Origin of the sequence: Citrobacter sp. Cpo071 (assembly GCF_030332765.1) — a bacterium.
Classification (GTDB): Bacteria; Pseudomonadota; Gammaproteobacteria; order Enterobacterales; family Enterobacteriaceae; genus Citrobacter; species Citrobacter portucalensis.
In genome coordinates, this window is record NZ_JAOWHE010000060.1 from 101,375 (window position 1) to 122,070 (window position 20,696).

Annotated in this window: 17 protein-coding genes and 3 tRNA genes; 4 read left to right on the forward strand and 16 right to left on the reverse strand. The window is 53.5% G+C overall.

From position 1 onward, the window contains the following. Positions 1–21: 21 nt before the first annotated feature. From nsrR to nnr, 12 genes are all read right to left on the reverse strand, one after another. Entirely contained in the window at positions 22–447 is a 426-nt protein-coding gene (nsrR, locus tag OGY09_RS02395) for a nitric oxide-sensing transcriptional repressor NsrR (RefSeq protein WP_003830485.1), read from the reverse strand. Between the two features lie 216 nt (positions 448–663). Next, the gene (gene purA / locus OGY09_RS02400; protein WP_003025606.1) at positions 664–1,962 is read right to left on the reverse strand and encodes an adenylosuccinate synthase; all 1,299 of its coding nucleotides are present in this window, start codon (positions 1,960–1,962) and stop codon (positions 664–666) included. 102 nt (positions 1,963–2,064) lie between these two features. Further along, positions 2,065–2,262 carry a DUF2065 domain-containing protein gene (locus OGY09_RS02405; protein ID WP_003025602.1) on the reverse strand — a complete coding sequence of 66 codons (198 nt, stop codon included), beginning with the start codon at positions 2,260–2,262 and terminating at the stop codon, positions 2,065–2,067. Positions 2,263–2,344: 82 nt separating this feature from the next. After that, positions 2,345–3,349: a protease modulator HflC gene (gene hflC, locus OGY09_RS02410; protein WP_003830491.1), complete on the reverse strand. Its 1,005-nt coding sequence runs from the start codon at positions 3,347–3,349 to the stop codon at positions 2,345–2,347. Positions 3,350–3,351: 2 nt separating this feature from the next. Next, complete coding sequence (hflK, locus tag OGY09_RS02415; RefSeq protein WP_008786005.1) at positions 3,352–4,605, reverse strand: FtsH protease activity modulator HflK; 1,254 nt, start codon at positions 4,603–4,605, stop codon at positions 3,352–3,354. A gap of 189 nt (positions 4,606–4,794) precedes the next feature. After that, positions 4,795–6,075 (reverse strand): ribosome rescue GTPase HflX, encoded by a 1,281-nt coding sequence (gene hflX, locus OGY09_RS02420; RefSeq protein WP_003025589.1) that lies wholly within the window; start codon positions 6,073–6,075, stop codon positions 4,795–4,797. Between the two features lie 74 nt (positions 6,076–6,149). Beyond that, positions 6,150–6,458, reverse strand: a complete 309-nt coding sequence (gene hfq, locus OGY09_RS02425) for an RNA chaperone Hfq (protein ID WP_003025584.1) — start codon at positions 6,456–6,458, stop codon at positions 6,150–6,152. An 84-nt stretch (positions 6,459–6,542) separates the two neighbouring features. Beyond that, positions 6,543–7,493: a tRNA (adenosine(37)-N6)-dimethylallyltransferase MiaA gene (miaA, locus tag OGY09_RS02430; RefSeq protein ID WP_003839486.1), complete on the reverse strand. Its 951-nt coding sequence runs from the start codon at positions 7,491–7,493 to the stop codon at positions 6,543–6,545. After that, positions 7,486–9,360 carry a DNA mismatch repair endonuclease MutL gene (mutL, locus tag OGY09_RS02435; RefSeq protein ID WP_032942168.1) on the reverse strand — a complete coding sequence of 625 codons (1,875 nt, stop codon included), beginning with the start codon at positions 9,358–9,360 and terminating at the stop codon, positions 7,486–7,488. The genes miaA and mutL overlap by 8 nt, the downstream gene beginning before the upstream one ends. 9 nt (positions 9,361–9,369) lie before the next feature. After that, positions 9,370–10,695, reverse strand: a complete 1,326-nt coding sequence (gene amiB / locus OGY09_RS02440; protein ID WP_032942167.1) for an N-acetylmuramoyl-L-alanine amidase AmiB — start codon at positions 10,693–10,695, stop codon at positions 9,370–9,372. A 16-nt stretch (positions 10,696–10,711) separates the two neighbouring features. Next, positions 10,712–11,173 (reverse strand): tRNA (adenosine(37)-N6)-threonylcarbamoyltransferase complex ATPase subunit type 1 TsaE, encoded by a 462-nt coding sequence (gene tsaE, locus OGY09_RS02445; RefSeq protein ID WP_008786002.1) that lies wholly within the window; start codon positions 11,171–11,173, stop codon positions 10,712–10,714. After that, positions 11,145–12,692 carry a bifunctional ADP-dependent NAD(P)H-hydrate dehydratase/NAD(P)H-hydrate epimerase gene (gene nnr, locus OGY09_RS02450; protein WP_032942166.1) on the reverse strand — a complete coding sequence of 516 codons (1,548 nt, stop codon included), beginning with the start codon at positions 12,690–12,692 and terminating at the stop codon, positions 11,145–11,147. Before nnr ends, tsaE begins: the two co-directional genes overlap by 29 nt. Between nnr and queG the strand changes: the two genes are divergently transcribed. Beyond that, positions 12,691–13,830, forward strand: coding sequence for a tRNA epoxyqueuosine(34) reductase QueG (gene queG, locus OGY09_RS02455; protein ID WP_032942165.1), 1,140 nt, complete (start codon positions 12,691–12,693; stop codon positions 13,828–13,830). The genes nnr and queG overlap by 2 nt on opposite strands. 269 nt (positions 13,831–14,099) lie before the next feature. On the opposite strand, the gene OGY09_RS02460 is transcribed toward queG, so the two are convergent. From OGY09_RS02460 to orn, 4 genes are all read right to left on the reverse strand, one after another. Continuing rightward, positions 14,100–14,175, reverse strand: a tRNA-Gly gene (locus OGY09_RS02460). Positions 14,176–14,212: 37 nt separating this feature from the next. Beyond that, positions 14,213–14,288 (reverse strand) — tRNA-Gly (locus tag OGY09_RS02465). Between the two features lie 37 nt (positions 14,289–14,325). After that, positions 14,326–14,401 (reverse strand) — tRNA-Gly (locus OGY09_RS02470). A gap of 196 nt (positions 14,402–14,597) precedes the next feature. Beyond that, positions 14,598–15,143: an oligoribonuclease gene (gene orn / locus OGY09_RS02475; protein WP_020996267.1), complete on the reverse strand. Its 546-nt coding sequence runs from the start codon at positions 15,141–15,143 to the stop codon at positions 14,598–14,600. 105 nt (positions 15,144–15,248) lie between these two features. Between orn and rsgA the strand changes: the two genes are divergently transcribed. The 3 genes from rsgA (at position 15,249) to mscM (ending at position 20,695) form a co-directional block, all read left to right on the forward strand. After that, entirely contained in the window at positions 15,249–16,301 is a 1,053-nt protein-coding gene (gene rsgA / locus OGY09_RS02480) for a small ribosomal subunit biogenesis GTPase RsgA (RefSeq protein ID WP_172111153.1), read from the forward strand. Positions 16,302–16,394: 93 nt separating this feature from the next. Continuing rightward, positions 16,395–17,363, forward strand: coding sequence for an archaetidylserine decarboxylase (gene asd, locus OGY09_RS02485; RefSeq protein WP_008785997.1), 969 nt, complete (start codon positions 16,395–16,397; stop codon positions 17,361–17,363). A 17-nt stretch (positions 17,364–17,380) separates the two neighbouring features. After that, positions 17,381–20,695 carry a miniconductance mechanosensitive channel MscM gene (gene mscM, locus OGY09_RS02490; protein WP_032942164.1) on the forward strand — a complete coding sequence of 1,105 codons (3,315 nt, stop codon included), beginning with the start codon at positions 17,381–17,383 and terminating at the stop codon, positions 20,693–20,695. Position 20,696 lies beyond the last annotated feature (1 nt).

The window sequence follows — 20,696 nt, forward strand, 5'->3', positions numbered from 1 at the left end:
CATCGCTGCTGGCGGGAGTCGTTACTCCACCAGCAATAATTTATAAAGCGGTTGATTCTTTTCAACCAAATCAGCAAGTGTGTAGTTGTCCAGTTCCGTGAGAAAACTTTGCACTGCTTTAGAAAGCGCCTGTTTGAGTCGACAGGCCGGGGTAATATGGCAAAACTCGCTGCTACAGTTGACCAACGATAAGGGTTCCAGCTCGCGAACCACATCACCAATACCAATATCCTTAGCGGGTTTACCCAGGCGGATACCGCCATTTTTTCCTCGAATAGCAGTAACAAAGCCCGCCCGGCTAAGTTGATTGATTATTTTGACCATATGATTACGGGACACGCCGTAGACTTCTGTCACCTCAGAAATACTGGTCATACGTCCTTCGGGAAGTGACGCCATGTAGATTAGCGCACGTAATCCGTAATCGGTGAAACTTGTTAACTGCACATCAACCTCAGGAAAAGGGATAAAACGGATATACCTGGTAGTATTAATTACATTGATGATAAACCAGCCACCAGCCAGGTCGCTAATTTATTTCAGTTCGGGAAGGAAAAAAGCGAGGAACTTACGTGATTTTAAGCCGGATTCTGATGCAAAGCACCTTATCCGGCATAAATTAGTGCAAGCGCAGCGCCGTTTGACGCTACGCTATAACCAGAATTATGCGTCGAACGGGTCGCGCAGGATCATGGTTTCAGTACGGTCTGGGCCAGTTGAGATAATATCAATCGGCACACCGGTCAGTTCTTCAATACGCTTGATGTAGTTCAGCGCTGCCTGCGGCAGACCGCTACGTTCCTTCACGCCGAAGGTGGATTCAGACCAACCCGGCATGGTTTCGTAAATCGGCTCGATACCTTTCCAGTCGTCAGCTGCCAGCGGAGTAGTCGTTACTTCGCGGCCGTCCGGCATACGGTAAGCAACACAGATTTTCACCTCTTTCAAACCGTCCAGTACGTCCAGTTTGGTCAGGCAGAAGCCAGACAGGGAGTTAATCTGTACTGCACGGCGTACAGCAACGGAATCCAGCCAACCGGTACGACGACGACGACCGGTGGTCGCGCCATACTCGTTACCTTGTTTGCACAGGAACTCGCCAACGTCATCAAACAGCTCAGTCGGGAACGGACCCGCACCTACACGAGTAGAGTAAGCTTTGATGATACCCAGAACGTAGTCCACATAACGTGGGCCCAGGCCGGAGCCGGTTGCCACGCCACCTGCGGTGGTGTTGGAGGACGTTACGTACGGATAGGTACCGTGGTCGATATCCAGCAGCGTACCCTGCGCACCTTCAAACATGACGAAATCGCCACGCTTACGCGCCTGGTCCAGCAGATCGGAAACATCAACAACCATTGAGGTCAGGATGTCGGCGATAGCCATCACATCATCCAGCACTTTCTGGTAGTCAACTGCTTCAACTTTATAGAAATTCACCAGCTGGAAGTTGTGATATTCCATCACTTCTTTCAGTTTTTCAGCGAAAGTTGCTTTATCAAACAGATCGCCAACACGCAGACCGCGACGAGCTACTTTGTCTTCATAAGCCGGACCGATACCACGACCGGTAGTACCGATCGCTTTCTCGCCACGCGCTTTCTCACGAGCGTTATCCAACGCAACGTGATAATCAAGGATCAGCGGACAAGCTTCAGACAGCAGCAGGCGCTCGCGAACCGGGATACCACGATCTTCCAGTCCTTTCATTTCTTTCATCAGCGCGGACGGAGACAGAACAACACCGTTACCGATGATGCTGATTACGTTTTCGCGAAGAATGCCTGATGGAATAAGATGGAGGACGGTTTTTTCACCGTTGATTACGAGAGTATGGCCTGCGTTGTGACCACCCTGGTAGCGCACAACATATTTAGCCCGTTCAGTCAGAAGATCGACGATCTTCCCTTTACCTTCGTCACCCCATTGGGTGCCCAGTACGACGACGTTGTTACCCATTTTTCAAAATCACCGTTTGCTTAAAAATGGATTCTACCACCGCTTTTTCAGATATACAGCACTTTTTGCATGCGAAAATCCGCAAATTAGTCTACTTATTGTTCAGCCAATCGTTTTCCTCAACATGTAGTAGACCACAACGCCCGCAACCACAAGACCTCCACCAAAACGACGCAAAATATTTTCGGGAAGTTGCGCCATTGCAGAGATCATTTTCTTCCATGCGCTGGGATAAAGCATCGGACCCAGCCCTTCCAGCACCAAAACCAGCGCGAGCGCCAGCAAAATTGTTGAATTCATCCATCGCCCTTATATAAAAAGAAAACCACCGCATCCCTGGAGATGCCGGTGGTTTTGCTGCTTTAAAACCGCTGGAACGCGATTAGCGTGTCGCGGTATTTGGTGTCTTCATGTAGCGGAAGAAATCGCTGTCCGGGCTCATGACCATTACGTCCTGATTCCCTTCAAAGCTCTTCTCGTAAGCACGCAGGCTACGGATGAAGGCGTAGAAGTCCGGATCCTGACTGAACGCATCGGCAAACAGCTTAGCGGCTTCTGCATCACCTTCACCGCGCATAATACGGCCCTGACGCTCAGATTCTGCCAGCGTTTTAGTGACTTCATAGTCAGCCGTTGCACGCAGTTTTTCCGCCTCTTCCTGGCCTTGTGAACGATGGCGACGCGCTACCGCTTCACGCTCAGCGCGCATACGGTTGTAGATAGCCTCGGACACTTCAGCAGGCAGGTTGATTTGCTTAATACGCACGTCAACTACTTCGATGCCCAATGCTGCCATACTGTTCGGGTTGATGACCGGTACTTTACCGTTCGTTTCAGCCTGAACACGTTCAGCCGCTTCGGCAATCGCGCTATCTGCTGCCGGAGTCGCCACTTCATCTTCCGTGCCAGCAGAACCGGAGTTCAGCGCGTCACGAACTTCCAGGGTCAGACGACCGCGGGAATCGGTAACGATGTCCTTCACGTCCAGACGACCAATTTCAGAACGCAGACGGTCAGAGAACTTACGTTTCAGCAGGACTTCCGCCTGAGAAACATCGCCACCGCCCGTTGCCAGGTAGTAACGGCTAAAGTCACTGATGCGCCACTTGATGTAGGAGTCAACGATCAGGTCTTTCTTCTCTTTGGTAACAAAGCGATCGGCCTGGTTGTCCATGGTCTGAATACGCGCATCCAGCATCTTCACAGATTCAATAAACGGAATCTTGAAGTGCAGGCCTGGTGCAACGACCAGCGGCTTGTTTTCATCGTCACGCAGAACTTTACCAAAGCGCAGAGTAATACCGCGCTCGCCTTCTTTGACCACAAAGACAGACATGAACAGAACTACCAGAACGATGATGATAATCGCAATAACTGACTTACGCATCGTTATTCCCCCTGACGCTGGTAGTCGTTACGCTGCGCATTCGCGCGGCGTTGGTCCATAATATCGCCCTGACTGGTGGACGATGTGTTGCTTGCTCCAGTGCTGGAAGTCGTTGCTGGCGGCAGACGCAGCAGGTTTGAACTGCTGTCAGTCTTTGCTGCTGGTGCACTACCACCTTTCAGCATTTGATCCAGCGGCAGAACCATCAAATTGCTGCCTTTATCGTTAACCAGGACTTTGCGGGTATTGCTCAGCACTTTTTCCATGGTTTCGATATACAGACGCTCGCGGGTAATTTGCGGTGCGGCTTTATATTCCGGCAGAATTTTTGCGAAGCGAGCCACTTCACCCTGTGCTTCCAGGATTGTCTGAGTCTTATACGCACGCGCTTCTTCCAGAATACGCTGCGCCTGGCCGTTTGCACGCGGCTGAACTTCGTTGGTGTACGCTTCCGCTTCACGGATGTACTGCTGTTCGTTTTCACGTGCTGCGATAGCATCGTCAAACGCGGCTTTTACTTCTTCCGGCGGACGTGCAGCCTGGAAGTTGACGTCCAGCAGAGTGATACCCATGTTGTACGGACGGATCGTTTCTTCCAGTTCGCGTTGGGTATCGCTACGAATAACGGTACGACCTTCGGTCAAGATACGGTCCATGGTGTATTTACCGATAACCCCACGCAGGGCACTGTCGGTAGCCTGACGCAGACTGTCATCCGCGCTGGTTACGCTAAACAGGTAACGCTGCGGATCGGTCACGCGGTACTGTACGTTCATTTCGACGCGCACGACGTTTTCGTCAGAGGTCAGCATGACGCCGGATGCGGCAAGTTCACGCACGGCTTCAACGTTGACCGGTGTCACTTCGTCGACAAAGGTCGGTTTCCAGTTCAGACCCGGTTCAACCAAATGGCTGAATTTACCGAAGCGTGTCACCACGCCGCGTTCCGCTTCTTTAATGGTATAGAAACCGCTGGCCGCCCAGATAATGACGATAGCGGCCGCTGCGATAGTAAAGACTCGACCGCCCAGTTGCGGACGCGGGCCTTGCGATGAACTACCGCCGCCAGAGCCAGTACCTTTACCGCCACCCAGACCACCGAGCTTTTTACTCAGTTTGCGGAAGATATCGTCCAGATCGGGAGGTCCCTGCTCGCGACCACCTTTGTTTCCATTTCCCTCAGGGTTGCCGCCAGGTTTGCTGCTTCCCCAGGGGTCGCGGTCTTGTCCGTTATTACCGGGCTGATTCCACGCCATTTTTGTGCTCCATATTTGTTATGCGATGCTATACCTGCGTCTTTTGCGCTGCCGTTGCGTTGGCTGCGTCCCTCAACGCCAGTCACATAGTTGACTATGCTCCTGGAGATTTCAGGACTTGCCGCCTTCCTGCCGCACAAAATCCACAAGGTATAGAGGCGAAAAAATCTTCAGGCCATATCCGTCAGATCAGACAACATAGTCTTCCAGTGCCGGTTCTTGTTTACAGAGGCGACGCCAGTCTACGATCGGCATACGAACCTGCAGACCTACGCTGCCGTCCTCCTCCATCCACTCTTTTTCTATTGCCTGAAGTTGATAAAACCGGCTTCTCAAACGCCCTTCCTGCGGCGGCAAACGCAACGTATGCTGCGCCACCTCACCGGAAAGTCGCTCAGTCAAAGCCTGAAAAAGTTGTGGTATACCAATCCCCGTTTGCGCTGATACCCAAACGCGAATGGGTTTATTCTCTTCATCTCTGTCGATACGCGGCTCAAAGTCATCCAACATATCGATTTTATTCATCACCAGCAGGGTCGGGATCTCATGCGCATCGATCTCTTCGAGCACCGTGTCGACGGCCTCAATGTTTTCCTGCACACGAAAATCTGCTGCATCAATAACGTGCAGCAACAATGTCGCCTGACGTGTTTCCTGCAAGGTGGCCTTAAACGCCGCCACCAGGTCGTGCGGCAAATGACGGATAAACCCAACGGTATCCGCCAGCACGGTCTCACCCACGTCCGCCACGTCTATTCTGCGTAGCGTCGGGTCCAGGGTCGCAAACAGCTGATCCGCTGCGTAGACCCGGGCTTCGGTGATCTGGTTGAACAGGGTGGATTTTCCGGCGTTGGTATATCCCACCAGTGATACGGTTGGGACATCCGCTTTCTTGCGCGACTGTCGCCCCTGCTCACGTTGCTTTTCAACTTTTTCCAGGCGCGACTGTATCTGCAAAATGCGATTACGCAGCAAACGACGGTCGGTTTCGAGCTGGGTTTCACCCGGACCGCGCAAACCAATCCCGCCCTTTTGCCGTTCAAGGTGAGTCCAGCCACGGACCAGACGCGTAGCCATATGGCGCAACTGCGCCAGCTCAACCTGCAACTTACCCTCATGGGTTCGCGCACGCTGGGCAAAAATATCTAAAATGAGACCAGTCCTGTCGATAACAAGACACTGGCACAACTGTTCCAGGTTACGTTCCTGGGCAGGGCTTAGAGCATGATCAAAAATCACCACCGCAGCGCCAGTCGCTTTTACGGCTTCGGCAATTTCGATTGCCTTACCTTCACCAACAAAATACTTCGGGTGCGGTGCTTTACGGCTCCCGGTAATCACCTGCATTGCTTCGACACCGGCGGAAGAAACCAGAGATTCAAACTCCTGGAGGTCTTCCATATCTTTGTCTTGCGAAAAATAGATGTGTACCAGTACCGCCTGCTCACCGGCATCATAACGGTCAAACAAGCGTCAACCCCTTAATATAAATCAACGGGGAACACAGGATCGCTGGCTCCCCGTATGTAAAACAGCTAATAACCTTATTCGGTTTCTTCGCTGTCCTGTTGCGCAGATGAACCTTGCGCGTTGCTACCGTGATGGTAGTTGCTGCCTGTGCCGCCGGTGGCATTATTGCTGTGATGAGAAACCGGACGAGACGGGACAACAGTAGAAATCGCGTGCTTATAAACCATCTGGCTGACCGTGTTTTTCAACAGGATCACGAACTGATCAAAAGACTCGATTTGACCTTGCAGCTTAATACCATTCACCAAATAAATAGAAACTGGAACACGTTCCCGACGCAGTGCGTTCAGGAACGGATCTTGTAAAGATTGCCCCTTAGCCATTCTCTCTTTTCCTTATATGCTTATTTGTACTTTGAACCTTTCGATTCTGAAAAATTGCGCACGATACGTTTCAATTGTACACATTCAGTTCGCGATAGCACCAACAACCTGTAATACTTCGTTTCGCGCCTGGTCAGGCTTTTCACTGTCAAGCCAGTGCACCCCTTCCCAACCACGCAACCAGGTTACCTGTCGCTTCGCCAACTGCCTCGTGGCGCAAACACCTCTATAAACCATTTCATCGTATGAAATTTCACCTTCAATGTATGACCACATCTGGCGATACCCTACACAACGAATGGAAGGCAAATCCGTATGCAAATCTCCACGGGCAAAAAGCGCCCGGACTTCTGCTTCAAAACCTGAAGCTAACATCTGATGAAAACGCTGCTCAATTCGCTGATGGAGCAGTTCACGGCTCGCCGGGGCGATTGCAAACTGATGCACCTGATACGGCAAAGCATCTCCTGACGTTTGCGTCAGCTCCGTTAAAGTTTTACCCGAAATGAAAAAAACTTCCAGTGCCCGGGAAAGTCTTTGCGGATCATTTGGATGAATACGCGCTGCTGCCACGGGATCGATATCCTGAAGCTGTCGGTGTAACGCGTCCCAACCCTGCTCTGCCGCCTGCTGCTCAATTCTGGCCCTGACTTCCGGGTCCGCCGACGGTAACGGCGACAGTCCTTCAAGCAAAGCTTTGAAATATAACATTGTGCCGCCCACCAGCAACGGGATACGGCCCGCGGCGGTGATGTCGGCCATCTCGGCTAACGCATCGCGACGAAAATCCGCAGCGGAGTACGCCTGCGATGGATCGCGGATATCCAGCAATCGGTGCGGTGCGGCCTGTAATTCATCTGCATCAGGCTTGGCTGTACCGATATCCATCCCCTTGTAAATAAGGGCGGAATCAACGCTTATCAACTCTATGGGCAAAACTTTACGCAATTCAATTGCTAATGCCGTTTTACCGGAGGCCGTTGGCCCCATCAAAAAAATCGCCTTTGGCAGGCTCGCCTTACGGGTATCACTCATGTTTCAGGGCATTCATTACCGAATGTAAATCAACAGGTTGTAACAGACCACCCGGCGGTGCCTTCACGAGTTGTGGGCAGAGCCGCTCAACATCCGCTAATAGCGTAATCGCCTGTGCCATGCTCCACTGTGGATGCTCGCTCATCAGGTTACGTGCGATCCACTGTGCAATATTGCCCGGCTCGAATACGGATTGCTGCGCCAGGTAGCCTATCAGTTCAGGAATCAAGATTTGTAAATTTTGTTGGCGTAAGGGTAAAGGCACCGCCCGGATGGTCACATGCTGCGCATCCAGCTGAAATTCAATGCCCAACTCAGCCAGTTGGCTCTGTCCTTTTTGCAGTGCCGCTTTTTCATCAGCGGTCACTTTTAGACGTAAAGGGATCAGTAACGGTTGAGCACAAACCGCTCCCTGACCCGGCGTTAACTGCGCCTGACGCAACCAACGCTCAGCCACCGGTAATGCCAACAACCGAATATGGCCATCGCACTCGAGTAACGCGCAGTCTGCACCAACTATCGTTAGCACCCGGCCAAAGCCCTGACTGCTGCCAGTCAGAGGCGTCGATGGCGTTTCAGAGACCGGCGTTTTACGCGTTGGAGCCGGCGTCTGCATCAGTTGCTGATAAATTTCGCCCTGCTGCTTTTGGTATCCGGGTTGAGCATGAGGCCAACTGACTCCCGCCTGACGGCCACCGCCACCACTATTGCCACTTCCAGTGCCAGCGGATGCTGAGTACCGCGGTGTCGCATGTTCACGCGCGGGAGCCGGCTCGGCAAAATGGTTGCGTCCAGCAGCAACGCGGTTTTCCGGGATGTGCCTTGGAGCGGGTTCGTCGTCATCAGCCAACGGCAGCGGCGTTTCAAGCTGCTGTTGCAGGACGCTCAACACGCCCTGGTAAATAAAATCGTGCACCAGGCGGGATTGATGGAAACGGACCTCATGTTTAGCAGGGTGTACGTTGACATCCACTTGATGCGGATCGATTTCCAGATACAACACAAAAGCGGGCTGTTGATCGGCTCCCAGCTTATCTTCACAGGCCTGGCGGATAGCATGGTTGATCAGCCGGTCTCGCATCATCCGACCATTCACGTAGCAGTACTGGATTTCTGCCAGTGCTGCCGTTGTGTGGTTAGGATCGGCCACCCAGCCGCGCAATGTTAAATCACCATGCTGCCATTCGATCGCCAGCGCATGTTCCAGAAACGGCGTGCCGCAAATCGCACCCAGTCGGCGCTCTTTCTGCCCATCCGCGGCCACTGCCCGGTACTGTCGCACCACTTTGCCGTTGTGCGACAAATTTATCGTCACATCAAAACGCGCCAGCGCAATGCGGCGAATAATCTCGTCGATATGATTAAATTCGGTTTTCTCGGTGCGCATAAATTTGCGCCGCGCCGGGGTGTTGTAGAACAGATCCAGCACCTCCAGCGTGGTTCCCACCGGATGCGCAGCGGGTTTAACTGTGACATCCATGTCACGCCCTTCGGCATACGCCTGCCAGGCTTCGGGTTGTTCTTGCGTACGCGATGTAAGGGTTAAGCGAGACACGGAGCTGATACTGGCCAGCGCTTCGCCGCGAAATCCGAGGCTCACGATGGCTTCAAGATCGTCAAGCGAGGCTATTTTACTGGTGGCATGACGCGCCAACGCCAACGCCAGCTCGTCTTTTTTAATCCCGCAGCCGTTGTCACGAATACGGATAAGCTTCGCTCCGCCGCGTTCAATATCGATATCAATGCGCGTCGCACCGGCATCGATGCTGTTTTCCACCAGCTCTTTCACCACTGACGCAGGCCGTTCTACCACCTCGCCTGCGGCAATCTGGTTCGCCAGCTGTGGCGGTAGAACCTGAATCGGCATGGCTAATCCTTAATTTGTTAACGTGTTACCCGGCGATATGGCGCTGGCGGTTTGCGCCGGTGCGCCCTGCGGCCCGGTTTGCATCGGGTGCGCCTGGAAATAGTTACGCAATCCTTTGTAAATCGCCTCAGCCAGTTGCTGCTGGTAATCATCGCTCGCCAACAGACGTTCTTCGCTGTTGTTACTGATAAAGCCGGTTTCAACCAGCACTGACGGGATATCAGGCGAACGCAGTACGCCAAGACTGGCGTGTTCTGGACGACGCTTATGCATCGAACCAATACGTTCTAACTGGCCGATCATGCTGGTCGCCACATCATACCCGACGCGCTGCGAATGACCGAACTGCAGATCCAGTACGGCCTGGCTGAGGTAAGGATCGGACTGGCTGTTTGCCAGCACATCGCCCGCGCCGCCCAACAGCTCCGATTGCTTCTCGTGCTGTTCCAGCCAGCCGGCCATCTCACTGTTCGCCCGACGGTTTGACAGCACCCAAACGGAAGCACCTGTGGCATCACGATTTGGCGCGGCATCCGCGTGAATAGAAACCAGGAAATTGGCGTTTTGTTTACGCGCGACGTCTGAACGCCCCATCACCGAGATAAAGTAATCACCATCACGGGTGAGTACACCTTTAAACATCGGGTCATCATTGAGCAAACTGCGCAGCTTGCGCGCCACGGCAATCGTGACGTTTTTCTCACGCGTGCCGCCAGGACCAATAGCGCCAGGATCCTGTCCACCGTGTCCGGCATCAATGGCAATCACCACCTTATCGCCGTTGCTGGTGCTGGCGCGCGCCGCAGGGCGCGTGGAGGTATTGCTGTTAGTCACAGCCGTAGTGCGATCGTTTTCTGCTTTAAACGGATTGCGCGCTGGCTCGACAGGACGTGGGGCAACAATCGGCGCTTCAACACGCTTTGCAACCACGGGAGGTGGAGGCGGCGGCGCATCAGCGTTGATGGTAAACACGACGGTATAATTGCCGCCGTTCTGGCGTTTTACTGCTTCGGCTTTACCGTTCTCGGTTAAATCCACCACCAGGCGCAGAGATTGCGCATCTTTTGGCGTGCCGGAACGGATAGATTTCACCAGATTATTGCCGCTAAACAGCAGCGGTAACCCCTGAATCACACCGGTTTGTTTGATATCCAGCGCGACGGTTCGTTTCCCGTCCTGCGAAACGGCATATTCAGGATCGCCAATAAAGCTCAGCGTAATCCGCGCCTGTTGATCGCCATTGGACACCTGAAGATCGGAGAGGCTGGCGGCCCCTGCCTGCGCGCACAGCAGGACCAGGGTTGCCATCAGCCAGTTTCTGATGCGATAAATCATCCCGCCACCCTTAAGGTTAATCGGCTAAACGCGCCAGCAATAAATCACCTGATGAGGAGACTGCGCTTACACGCGCCTCTCGACCTTGCGCCTGGTATTCAATGTGTATTTCGACGTCCGGGTCTGGCAGTACACCTTTACCTTGTTGCGGCCATTCCACCAGGCAGATGGCATCATTGGCAAAATAATCGCGGATCCCCATAAATTCCAGCTCCTCTGGGTCCGCAAGTCGGTATAAATCGAAGTGATATACCATCAAGTTATCGAGTGAATAGGGTTCAACCAGCGTGTAGGTGGGGCTTTTTACATTACCTTTATGACCTAACGCCTGCAGAAATCCCCGGCTGAAGGTGGTTTTACCCGCCCCCAGGTCGCCGTACAAATATATAACCGTCGCGCCGTCACAGGCTTTGGCTACCCGCAGTCCCAGGTCTAAAGTCGCCTGCTCATCAGGTAGTGGAATTACTCGATTCATCATGATAAACGTCAATCACATCAGGGTTAACAATACGCTGTAGCGTGGTAAAGAGATCCGTCGCCAGCATGCCACGCGTACCAAAACGCGCCGCCAGCACATCCGCCGCTGCTCCGTGCGCAACACATCCCGCACATGCTGCATCATACGGGGTAAGCTTCTGTCCGAGCAATGCGCCAATAATACCGGAAAGCACATCCCCCATTCCGCCGCTGGCCATCCCGGCATTGCCGGTATCAATAATACCCAACTCCGCCCGTTCAGCAGCAACAACCGTACCCGCGCCTTTCAGCACCACCACGCCTCCGTACCGTTTTACCAGACGTTGTGCACAAAGTAAGCGATCGTCTTCAATTTCTGCAATGGAACAACCCAGCAGTCGCGCGGCTTCACCTGGATGCGGCGTGATCACGCGATTGTGACGTTTATCGGGGTTGATTGCCAGCAGGTTCAGCGCATCCGCATCCCAGAGCATCGGTTTGCGAAAATTCTCCACTTTTTGCAGCGCTTTTTTGCCCCACTCCTGCTGACCAAGCCCGGGGCCTATCACCACTACATCCGCCCACGCCAGGCTCTCTTCCAGCGTCTGTGGTGTCAGCGCATCGACCATCAGTTCCGGTCTGGCTGTCAAAATAGGCGCAATGTTTTCACTGCGCGTCAGCACTTTGACCAGCCCGGCACCTGCTCGCAGCGCGGCTTCCCCGGCCATGCGTATTGCGCCTGCCGTACCGTGGTCACCGCCGATAATCACCAGCCGCCCGTGGGAGCCTTTGTGCGAGGTAGGTCGACGCGGCGTTAGCCAGTGCGCAAGCTGTTGAGCATCAAAACGTTGTATTGGCGCATTCTGTCCCGCCAGCCAGTCGTCCAGCCCAAGTGCGTTAACATGCAGACGCCCGGTGACATCGCGCGCTTTACCGGTGAGCAGGCCCGGCTTGAGTGCAATAAAGGTAATGGTATGCGCTGCGTTGATGACCGCGCCCGGCGTCGCTCCCGTCTGCGCCAGCAGGCCGGAGGGAATGTCTATCGCCACGGTGGGGGCTGGGTGAGAATTGGCACGTTCAATCAATACCGAGAGAGACTCACGCGGCGCATGTTTTAAGCCAGTGCCTGACAGCGCATCAATAATGACGTCCACGTTATTTGGCCAATTGATATCCGCCGCGTGAATGACACCACCAGCGTTAAGCCAGGCATCACGCGCCTGCTGCGCCTCCTCGGGGAGCGGTTTGTCACTTTCCTGCGCCAGCAACGTAACTTCAAGACCCAGCGCTTTGGCAAGTCTTGCCACTACGTAACCATCGCCGCCGTTGTTGCCATGACCACATAGCACCAGCCAGTGCCGGGCGTTCGGATAAGCCTCACGAGTGACCTGAAACGCCGCCTCTCCCGCCCGTTGCATCAGTTCGTAAAGCGTCAGCCCTGAACTGTCTGCCGCCTCTCGCTCCATCCGCCTGATGTCATCGGCGTGCCAGATGGAGTGTGGTATACTTGCGGGGTTTTTCTTCATTGTATGGTCCGTCATGTCAGAGCCCCTCGATCTCAATCAGTTAGCGCAAAATATTAAGCAGTGGGGGCTGGAGCTTGGCTTTCAGCAGGTCGGTATTGCCGATACCGACCTCAGCGAAGCGGAACCCAAACTGCAGGCCTGGCTGGATAAACAATACCACGGCGAGATGGACTGGATGGCCCGTCACGGCATGATGCGCGCCCGACCTCACGAATTATTGCCCGGTACGCTACGTGTCATCAGCGTACGTATGAACTATCTTCCAGCCAATGCGGCCTTTGCCAGCACATTGAAGAATCCTTCTCTGGGTTACGTCAGCCGTTACGCGCTGGGGCGCGACTATCATAAGCTGCTACGTAACCGCTTAAAAAAGCTGGGAGAGATGATTCAACAGCACTGCGTTTCGCTGAATTTTAGACCTTTTGTCGATTCTGCGCCCATTCTTGAGCGTCCGTTAGCGGAAAAAGCCGGGCTTGGCTGGACAGGTAAGCACTCACTTATCCTCAATCGTGAAGCTGGATCATTTTTCTTCCTCGGGGAATTACTGATCGATTTACCCTTGCCGATCGACCAACCAGTAGAAGAAGGATGCGGGAAATGCGTCGCCTGCATGACCATCTGTCCCACCGGGGCCATTGTTGAACCCTATACGGTGGATGCGCGCCGCTGTATCTCTTATCTCACTATCGAACTGGAAGGCGCGATCCCGGAAGAATTTCGTCCATTGTTGGGGAATCGAATTTATGGCTGCGATGATTGCCAGCTTATTTGCCCGTGGAACCGCTATTCACAGTTGACGGCAGAGGATGACTTCAACCCGCGCAAGCAGCTTCATGCTCCGGAGTTAATAGAGCTGTTTAGCTGGAGCGAAGCGTGGTTTTTAAAAGTCACGGAGGGGTCTGCCATTCGTCGTATTGGCCACCTGCGCTGGCTGCGAAATATCGCCGTTGCGTTGGGCAATGCTCCCTGGGATGAAGCCATTCTTCACGCACTGGAAAGTCGCAGAGGTGAGCACCCACTTCTCGACGAACACATAGAGTGGGCGGTTGCTCAGCAAATCGAGAAGAGAAATGCCTGCGTAGTTGAGGTGCAGCTACCGCAGAAACAACGTTTGGTCAGGGTCATTGAGAAGGGTCTGCCGCGCGACGCTTAAGTCATCCACAGCTTGTGTATAAAAATAAAAACACATTGATATTCAAGAGGGAAAAAATCGTCAAGTGATCGCATTAACAATTTGCAATGATAATTAAATTAATAATTTCAAATAGTTAAAATGATACTATTCACCCGGCGAAGTTTTTTGCATTCCAGGAATAATACCCGAACCTGTGGATAAGTCTGTTTACAAGAGTATGTCAATGACGAAACAAAACGTCCCCAACGCGATTATTCGTTGTGGATATTTTTATTGGGGTAAGAATTTGGAGCGGGAAACGAGACTCGAACTCGCGACCCCGACCTTGGCAAGGTCGTGCTCTACCAACTGAGCTATTCCCGCTTGGGTGTGTCTGTGCTTAATAAGCACTTTCAAATTTTGGAGCGGGAAACGAGACTCGAACTCGCGACCCCGACCTTGGCAAGGTCGTGCTCTACCAACTGAGCTATTCCCGCTTGGGTGTGTCTGTGCTTAATAAGCACTTTCAAATTTTGGAGCGGGAAACGAGACTCGAACTCGCGACCCCGACCTTGGCAAGGTCGTGCTCTACCAACTGAGCTATTCCCGCAAATCTGTACTGCTTTTGTTGCTGTCGTAATTCGCATTTCTGCGTCTTTACGGGAGGCGCATTATACGAGAAATCCGTTTAGCTGCAACCCCCCTGAAAGCGTTTTTTTCGAAAATTCGTTCAAATGATTAATTTACAATCAAGCTGAACAATTTAGCGTCAAAAAACCGGTGACGCAAGCCACCGGAGAACAAAATCAAAGATTAATAAAATGTTCGCGATAGTAAGCAAGCTCAGCAACAGATTCACGAATGTCGTCCATCGCCTGATGTGTTCCCTGCTTGGTGAAGCCCGCGAGGATTTCCGGCTTCCAACGACGCGCCAGCTCTTTGAGCGTGCTGACGTCCAGATAGCGATAATGGAAATACGCCTCCAGCTCCGGCATGTATTTAAACAGGAAACGACGATCCTGCCCGATGCTGTTGCCGCAGATAGGTGATTTCCCTTCCGGAACCCACTCTTTCAAAAAAGCCAGCGTGGCCAGTTCAGCTTCACGATCGCCCATGGTGCTCGCCTTCACGCGCTCCACCAGCCCGCTACCGGTATGCGTACGTACGTTCCAGTCATCCATTAATGCCAGCTGTTCGTCGGACTGGTGCACCGCAATTGTCGGTCCTTCAGCCAGAATATTCAGGTTGGCATCCGTCACCAGCGTGGCGATCTCAATAATGCGATCGCGCTCGGGATCCAGACCTGTCATCTCCAGATCGATCCAAATCAGGTTGTTTTCATTGGCACTCATGCTATTTTCCACCCTTCAGCGTCACATTCAGTGTGACTACATTGATCTAAAATTGTGTGTATCATAAATGTTTTGCCCATCATGGGCGACCAGGAGCCAGTCCGATTGAGTAAGAATAAACTCTCCAAAGGCCAACAGCGCCGTGTGAACGCCAATCACCAGCGTCGTCTTAAAACGTCCACGGAGAAGCCCGACTACGACGACAACCTGTTTGGCGAAACCGCTGAAGGCATCGTTATCAGCCGTTTTGGCATGCATGCCGACGTAGAGTCTGCTGACGGTGAAATTCACCGTTGCAACATCCGCCGTACAATTCGCTCGCTGGTTACTGGCGATCGCGTAGTCTGGCGCCCGGGTAAAGCGGCAGCTGAAGGCGTGAATGTCAAAGGTATCGTTGAAGCGGTACACGATCGTACTTCGGTACTGACACGCCCCGACTTTTACGACGGGGTAAAGCCTATTGCCGCCAACATCGACCAGATCGTTATTGTCTCAGCCATCTTACCCGAGCTGTCACTCAATATTATCGACCGGTATCTGGTAGCCTGCGAAACGCTACACGTTGAACCGATTATCGTGCTGAATAAGATCGATCTGCTGGATGATGAAGGCATGGCCTTCGTTAACGAACAGATGGATATCTATCGCAACATTGGCTATCAGGTGTTGATGGTATCAAGCCGCACTAAAGACGGCCTGAAACCGCTTGAAGAAGCATTAACCGATCGCATCAGCATTTTTGCCGGTCAATCGGGCGTAGGTAAATCCAGCCTGCTCAATAATCTCCTCGGCCTGCAGGAAGAGATCCTGACCAATGATGTCTCTGACAACTCCGGCCTTGGACAGCACACCACCACGGCCTCTCGCCTGTATCACTTCCCACACGGCGGCGACGTTATCGACTCCCCTGGCGTACGTGAGTTTGGACTGTGGCATCTGGAGCCGGAACAAATCACGCATGGCTTTGTCGAATTCCATGACTACCTGGGCCATTGCAAATACCGCGACTGCAAGCATGATACCGATCCAGGCTGCGCTATCCGTGAGGCTGTAGAAAAAGGGGCCATAGCCGAAACCCGGTTTGAAAATTATCACCGCATCCTGGAAAGCATGGCGCAGGTAAAAACGCGTAAAAACTTTTCTGATACAGACAACTGACAACTAAGCTAAGCATCGCTAGAATCGTCCCCCCTTTTTTCAGGATCCGGCCCGTATGCCGGATCGGGAACAAATTATGGCCTGGAGGCTACCTTGTTAAACTCATTTAAGCTTTCGCTACAATACATTCTGCCGAAACTATGGCTCACTCGCCTGGCGGGTTGGGGTGCGAGCAAACGAGCGGGATGGCTGACCAAACTGGTTATCGATCTGTTCGTGAAATATTACAAGGTCGATATGAAAGAGGCGCAAAAGCCGGATACCGCCAGCTATCGCACCTTCAACGACTTCTTTGTTCGCCCGCTGCGCGATGATGCTCGCCCGATTAATACCGATCCAAACGTACTGGTCATGCCCGCTGACGGTGTGATTAACCAGTTAGGCAACATCGAGGAAGACAAACTGCTGCAGGCTAAAGGGCACAGCTATACCCTTGAAGCGCTGCTGGCTGGCAACTATCAGATGGCGGACAAATTCCGCAACGGTACGTTTGTAACCACTTACTTGTCTCCACGCGATTACCACCGTGTACACATGCCGTGTAACGGTATCCTGCGTGAAATGATGTATGTGCCGGGCGATCTCTTCTCTGTAAACATCCTGACTGCGCAAAACGTACCGAACCTGTTTGCCCGCAACGAACGTGTAATCTGTCTGTTTGATACCGAATTTGGCCCGATGGTGCAGATTCTGGTCGGCGCGACCATCGTCGGCAGTATTGAAACCGCATGGGCTGGCACCATTACTCCACCGCGTGAAGGCGTCATCAAGCGCTGGACCTGGCCGGAAGGCGAAAGCGAAGGGTCGGTGGCGCTGCTGAAAGGTCAGGAAATGGGCCGCTTTAAGCTCGGTTCCACCGTCATCAACCTGTTCGCACCTGGCAAAGTTAACCTGGTTGAGCAGTTGCAGGATCTTTCCGTGACCAAAATCGGCCAGCCAATGGCCATCTCGACCGAGACTTTCGTGACGCCAGAGGCAGAACCGGCCCCGCTGGCGAAAGAAGAGATCGAAGCAGAACACGATGCCAGCCCGCTGGTTGACGACAAAAAAGACGAAAGTTAAACATAGGAATCGCTGCTGTGCGCCTGATTATCACTTTTCTGATGGCCTGGTGCCTCAGCCTGGGGGCGTACGCTGCGACGGCCCCCGATGCCAAACAACTCACCCAGGAACTGGAGCAGGCAAAAGCGGCAAAACCCGCTCAGCCAGAAACCGTCGAGGCGCTCCAGTCCGCGCTGAATGCCCTTGAGGAGCGTAAAGGCTCTCTCGAGCGCGCCCAACAATATCAGCAGGTTATTGATAACTTCCCCAAGCTGTCCGCAACGTTACGCGCGCAGCTTAGTAACCTGCGTGATGAACCGCGCAATGTGCCAACCGGACTCACTACCGATGCGTTAAACCAGGAGATCCTCCAGGTTAGCAGCCAACTGCTGGAAAAGAGTCGTCAAGCCCAGCAGGAGCAGGATCGCGCCCGGGAAATCGCCGACTCGTTAAGCCAGCTTCCTCAACAGCAAACCGATGCCCGCCGCCAGCTCAATGAGCTTGAGCGACGCATTGGTACGGCCAACGGCAATTCCGCGCAGAATCAGGCGATGCAGGCTGAATCCGCCAAACTTAAAGCCCAGGTCGATGAACTGGAGCTGGCGCAGCTTTCCGCCAATAACCGTCAGGAACTGGCGCGTATGCGCTCCGAACTGGCGGAAAAACAGAGTCAACAACTCGACGCTTACCTGCAGGCTTTGCGCAACCAGCTTAACAGTCAACGTCAGCGTGAAGCTGAGCGAGCGCTGGAAAGCACTGAACTGCTGGCGGAAAACAGCGCGGGACTGCCGGAAGGCATTGTCGACCAGTTCAAGGTAAACCGCGAGCTGTCTCAGGCCTTAAACCAGCAAGCACAGCGTATGGACCTGGTCGCTTCGCAGCAGCGTCAGGCCGCCAGCCAAACGCTGCAGGTGCGTCAGGCATTGAATACGCTGCGAGAGCAGTCTCAGTGGCTTGGGGTTTCAAATATGCTGGGAGAAGCGCTGCGAGCGCAGGTATCCCGTCTGCCGGAAATGCCTAAACCTCAGCAGTTGGATACCGAAATGGCGCAGCTTCGCGTACACCGCATGCGCTATGAGGATCTCCTCAACAAACAGCCGCAGCTGCGTCAAATTCATCAGGCCGATGGACAACCGCTGACCGCTGAACAGAGCAGCATCCTCAACGCCCAGCTACGCACCCAGCGTGAGTTGCTGAACTCATTGTTACAGGGCGGCGATACGCTGATCCTTGAGCTGACCAAGCTCAAAGTTTCCAACAGCCAACTGGAAGATGCGCTAAAAGAGGTCAATGAAGCGACGCACCGCTACCTGTTCTGGACGTCAGACGTTAGCCCTATCTCGCTCTCCTGGCCTGTCGACATCGTTCAGGATCTGCGGCGTCTGATCTCATTAGATACGTTTAATCAGTTGGGCAAAGCCAGCATCATGATGCTGACCAGCAAAGAAACGCTGCTACCGCTGTTCGCGGCGTTGGTGTTAGTTGGCTTTAGCCTCTCTTCGCGCAAGCACTTCACCCGTTTCCTTGAACGCTCGTCCGCGCGGGTCGGGAAAGTCACCCAGGACCACTTCTGGCTGACAATACGCACGGTATTCTGGTCAATACTCGTCGCTTCACCATTGCCAGTGCTGTGGGCAACGCTCGGTTACGGATTGCAGGAAGCCTGGCCTTATCCGTTGGCTGTCGCGATCGGCGATGGCGTTACCGCCACGGTGCCCATGCTGTGGGCGGTAATGATCTGCGCCACCTTTGCACGTCCCAACGGTCTGTTCATTGCCCACTTTGGCTGGCCGCGGAACCGCGTCGCGAAAGCCATGCACTATTACCTGATGAGCATCGGGCTGATTGTCCCGTTGATCATGGCGGTGATTATGTTTGATAACCTCAATGACCGGGAATTCTCCGCCTCACTGGGGCGTCTGTGCTTTATTCTGATTTGCGGTGCGCTGGCGGTCGTAACCCTGAGCCTGAAACGCGCCGGGATACCGCTGTACCTCGATAAAGAGGGCAACAGCGATAACATGGTCAACAGCATGCTGTGGAATATGCTGATGGGTGCGCCGCTGATTGCCATTCTCGCCGCGGCAGTAGGCTACCTCGCCACGTCACAAGCCCTGCTGGCACGTCTGGAAACGTCTGTAGCGATTTGGTTCTTATTACTGGTGGTGTATCACGTTATCCGCCGTTGGATGCTGATTCAGCGTCGCCGCCTGGCGTTTGACCGCGCCAAGCATCGACGCGCAGAAATGCTGGCGCAGCGCGCGCGGGGCGAAGAAGAACCACCGCATTCCACCAGCCTTGAAGGCGCGATTGACGTTGATGAAAGCGAAGTGGATTTGGATGCTATCAGCGCGCAATCGCTGCGCCTGGTGCGTTCTATCCTGATGCTTATCGCCCTGCTCTCGGTCATTGTACTGTGGTCAGAAATTCATTCCGCTTTCGGCTTCCTGGAAAACATCTCGTTGTGGGATGTCACCTCCACGGTTCAGGGCGTGGAAAGCTTAGAACCGATAACGCTGGGCGCGGTGCTTATCGCGATTCTGGTATTTATCATCACCACCCAGTTAGTGCGCAACCTACCCGCACTGCTGGAGCTGGCACTACTGCAACATCTGGATTTAACCCCCGGCACCGGTTATGCCATCACCACCATCACCAAGTATCTGCTGATGCTGATTGGCGGTCTGGTTGGCTTCTCGATGATCGGTATTGAATGGTCCAAACTGCAATGGCTGGTGGCGGCTCTCGGTGTCGGTCTGGGCTTTGGTTTGCAGGAGATCTTCGCCAACTTTATTTCCGGTCTGATTATCCTGTTTGAAAAACCAATCCGCATTGGCGACACGGTGACGATTCGCGATCTTACCGGTAGCGTGACGAAAATTAATACCCGCGCCACCACTATCAGCGACTGGGACCGCAAAGAGATCATCGTGCCCAACAAAGCCTTTATCACCGAACAGTTTATCAACTGGTCGTTATCCGATTCGGTCACCCGTGTGGTGTTAACCATCCCGGCACCGTCAGAGGCGAACAGCGAGGAGGTTACGCAGATCCTGCTGACTGCCGCGCAGCGCTGTTCGTTAGTTATCGATAACCCGGCGCCAGAAGTCTTCCTGGTTGACCTGCAACAAGGCATTCAAATCTTCGAACTGCGTATTTATGCCGCCGAGATGGGGCATCGCATGCCGCTGCGCCATGAAATCCACCAACTGATTCTGGCAGGCTTCCGCGAGCACGGTATTGATATGCCGTTCCCTCCGTTCCAGATGCGTCTGGAGAGCCTCGGCGGTAAGCAAACAGGGAGAACATTAAGTTCTGCAGGAAGAGGCCGTCGCCCGGCAGGGAGTTTGTAAC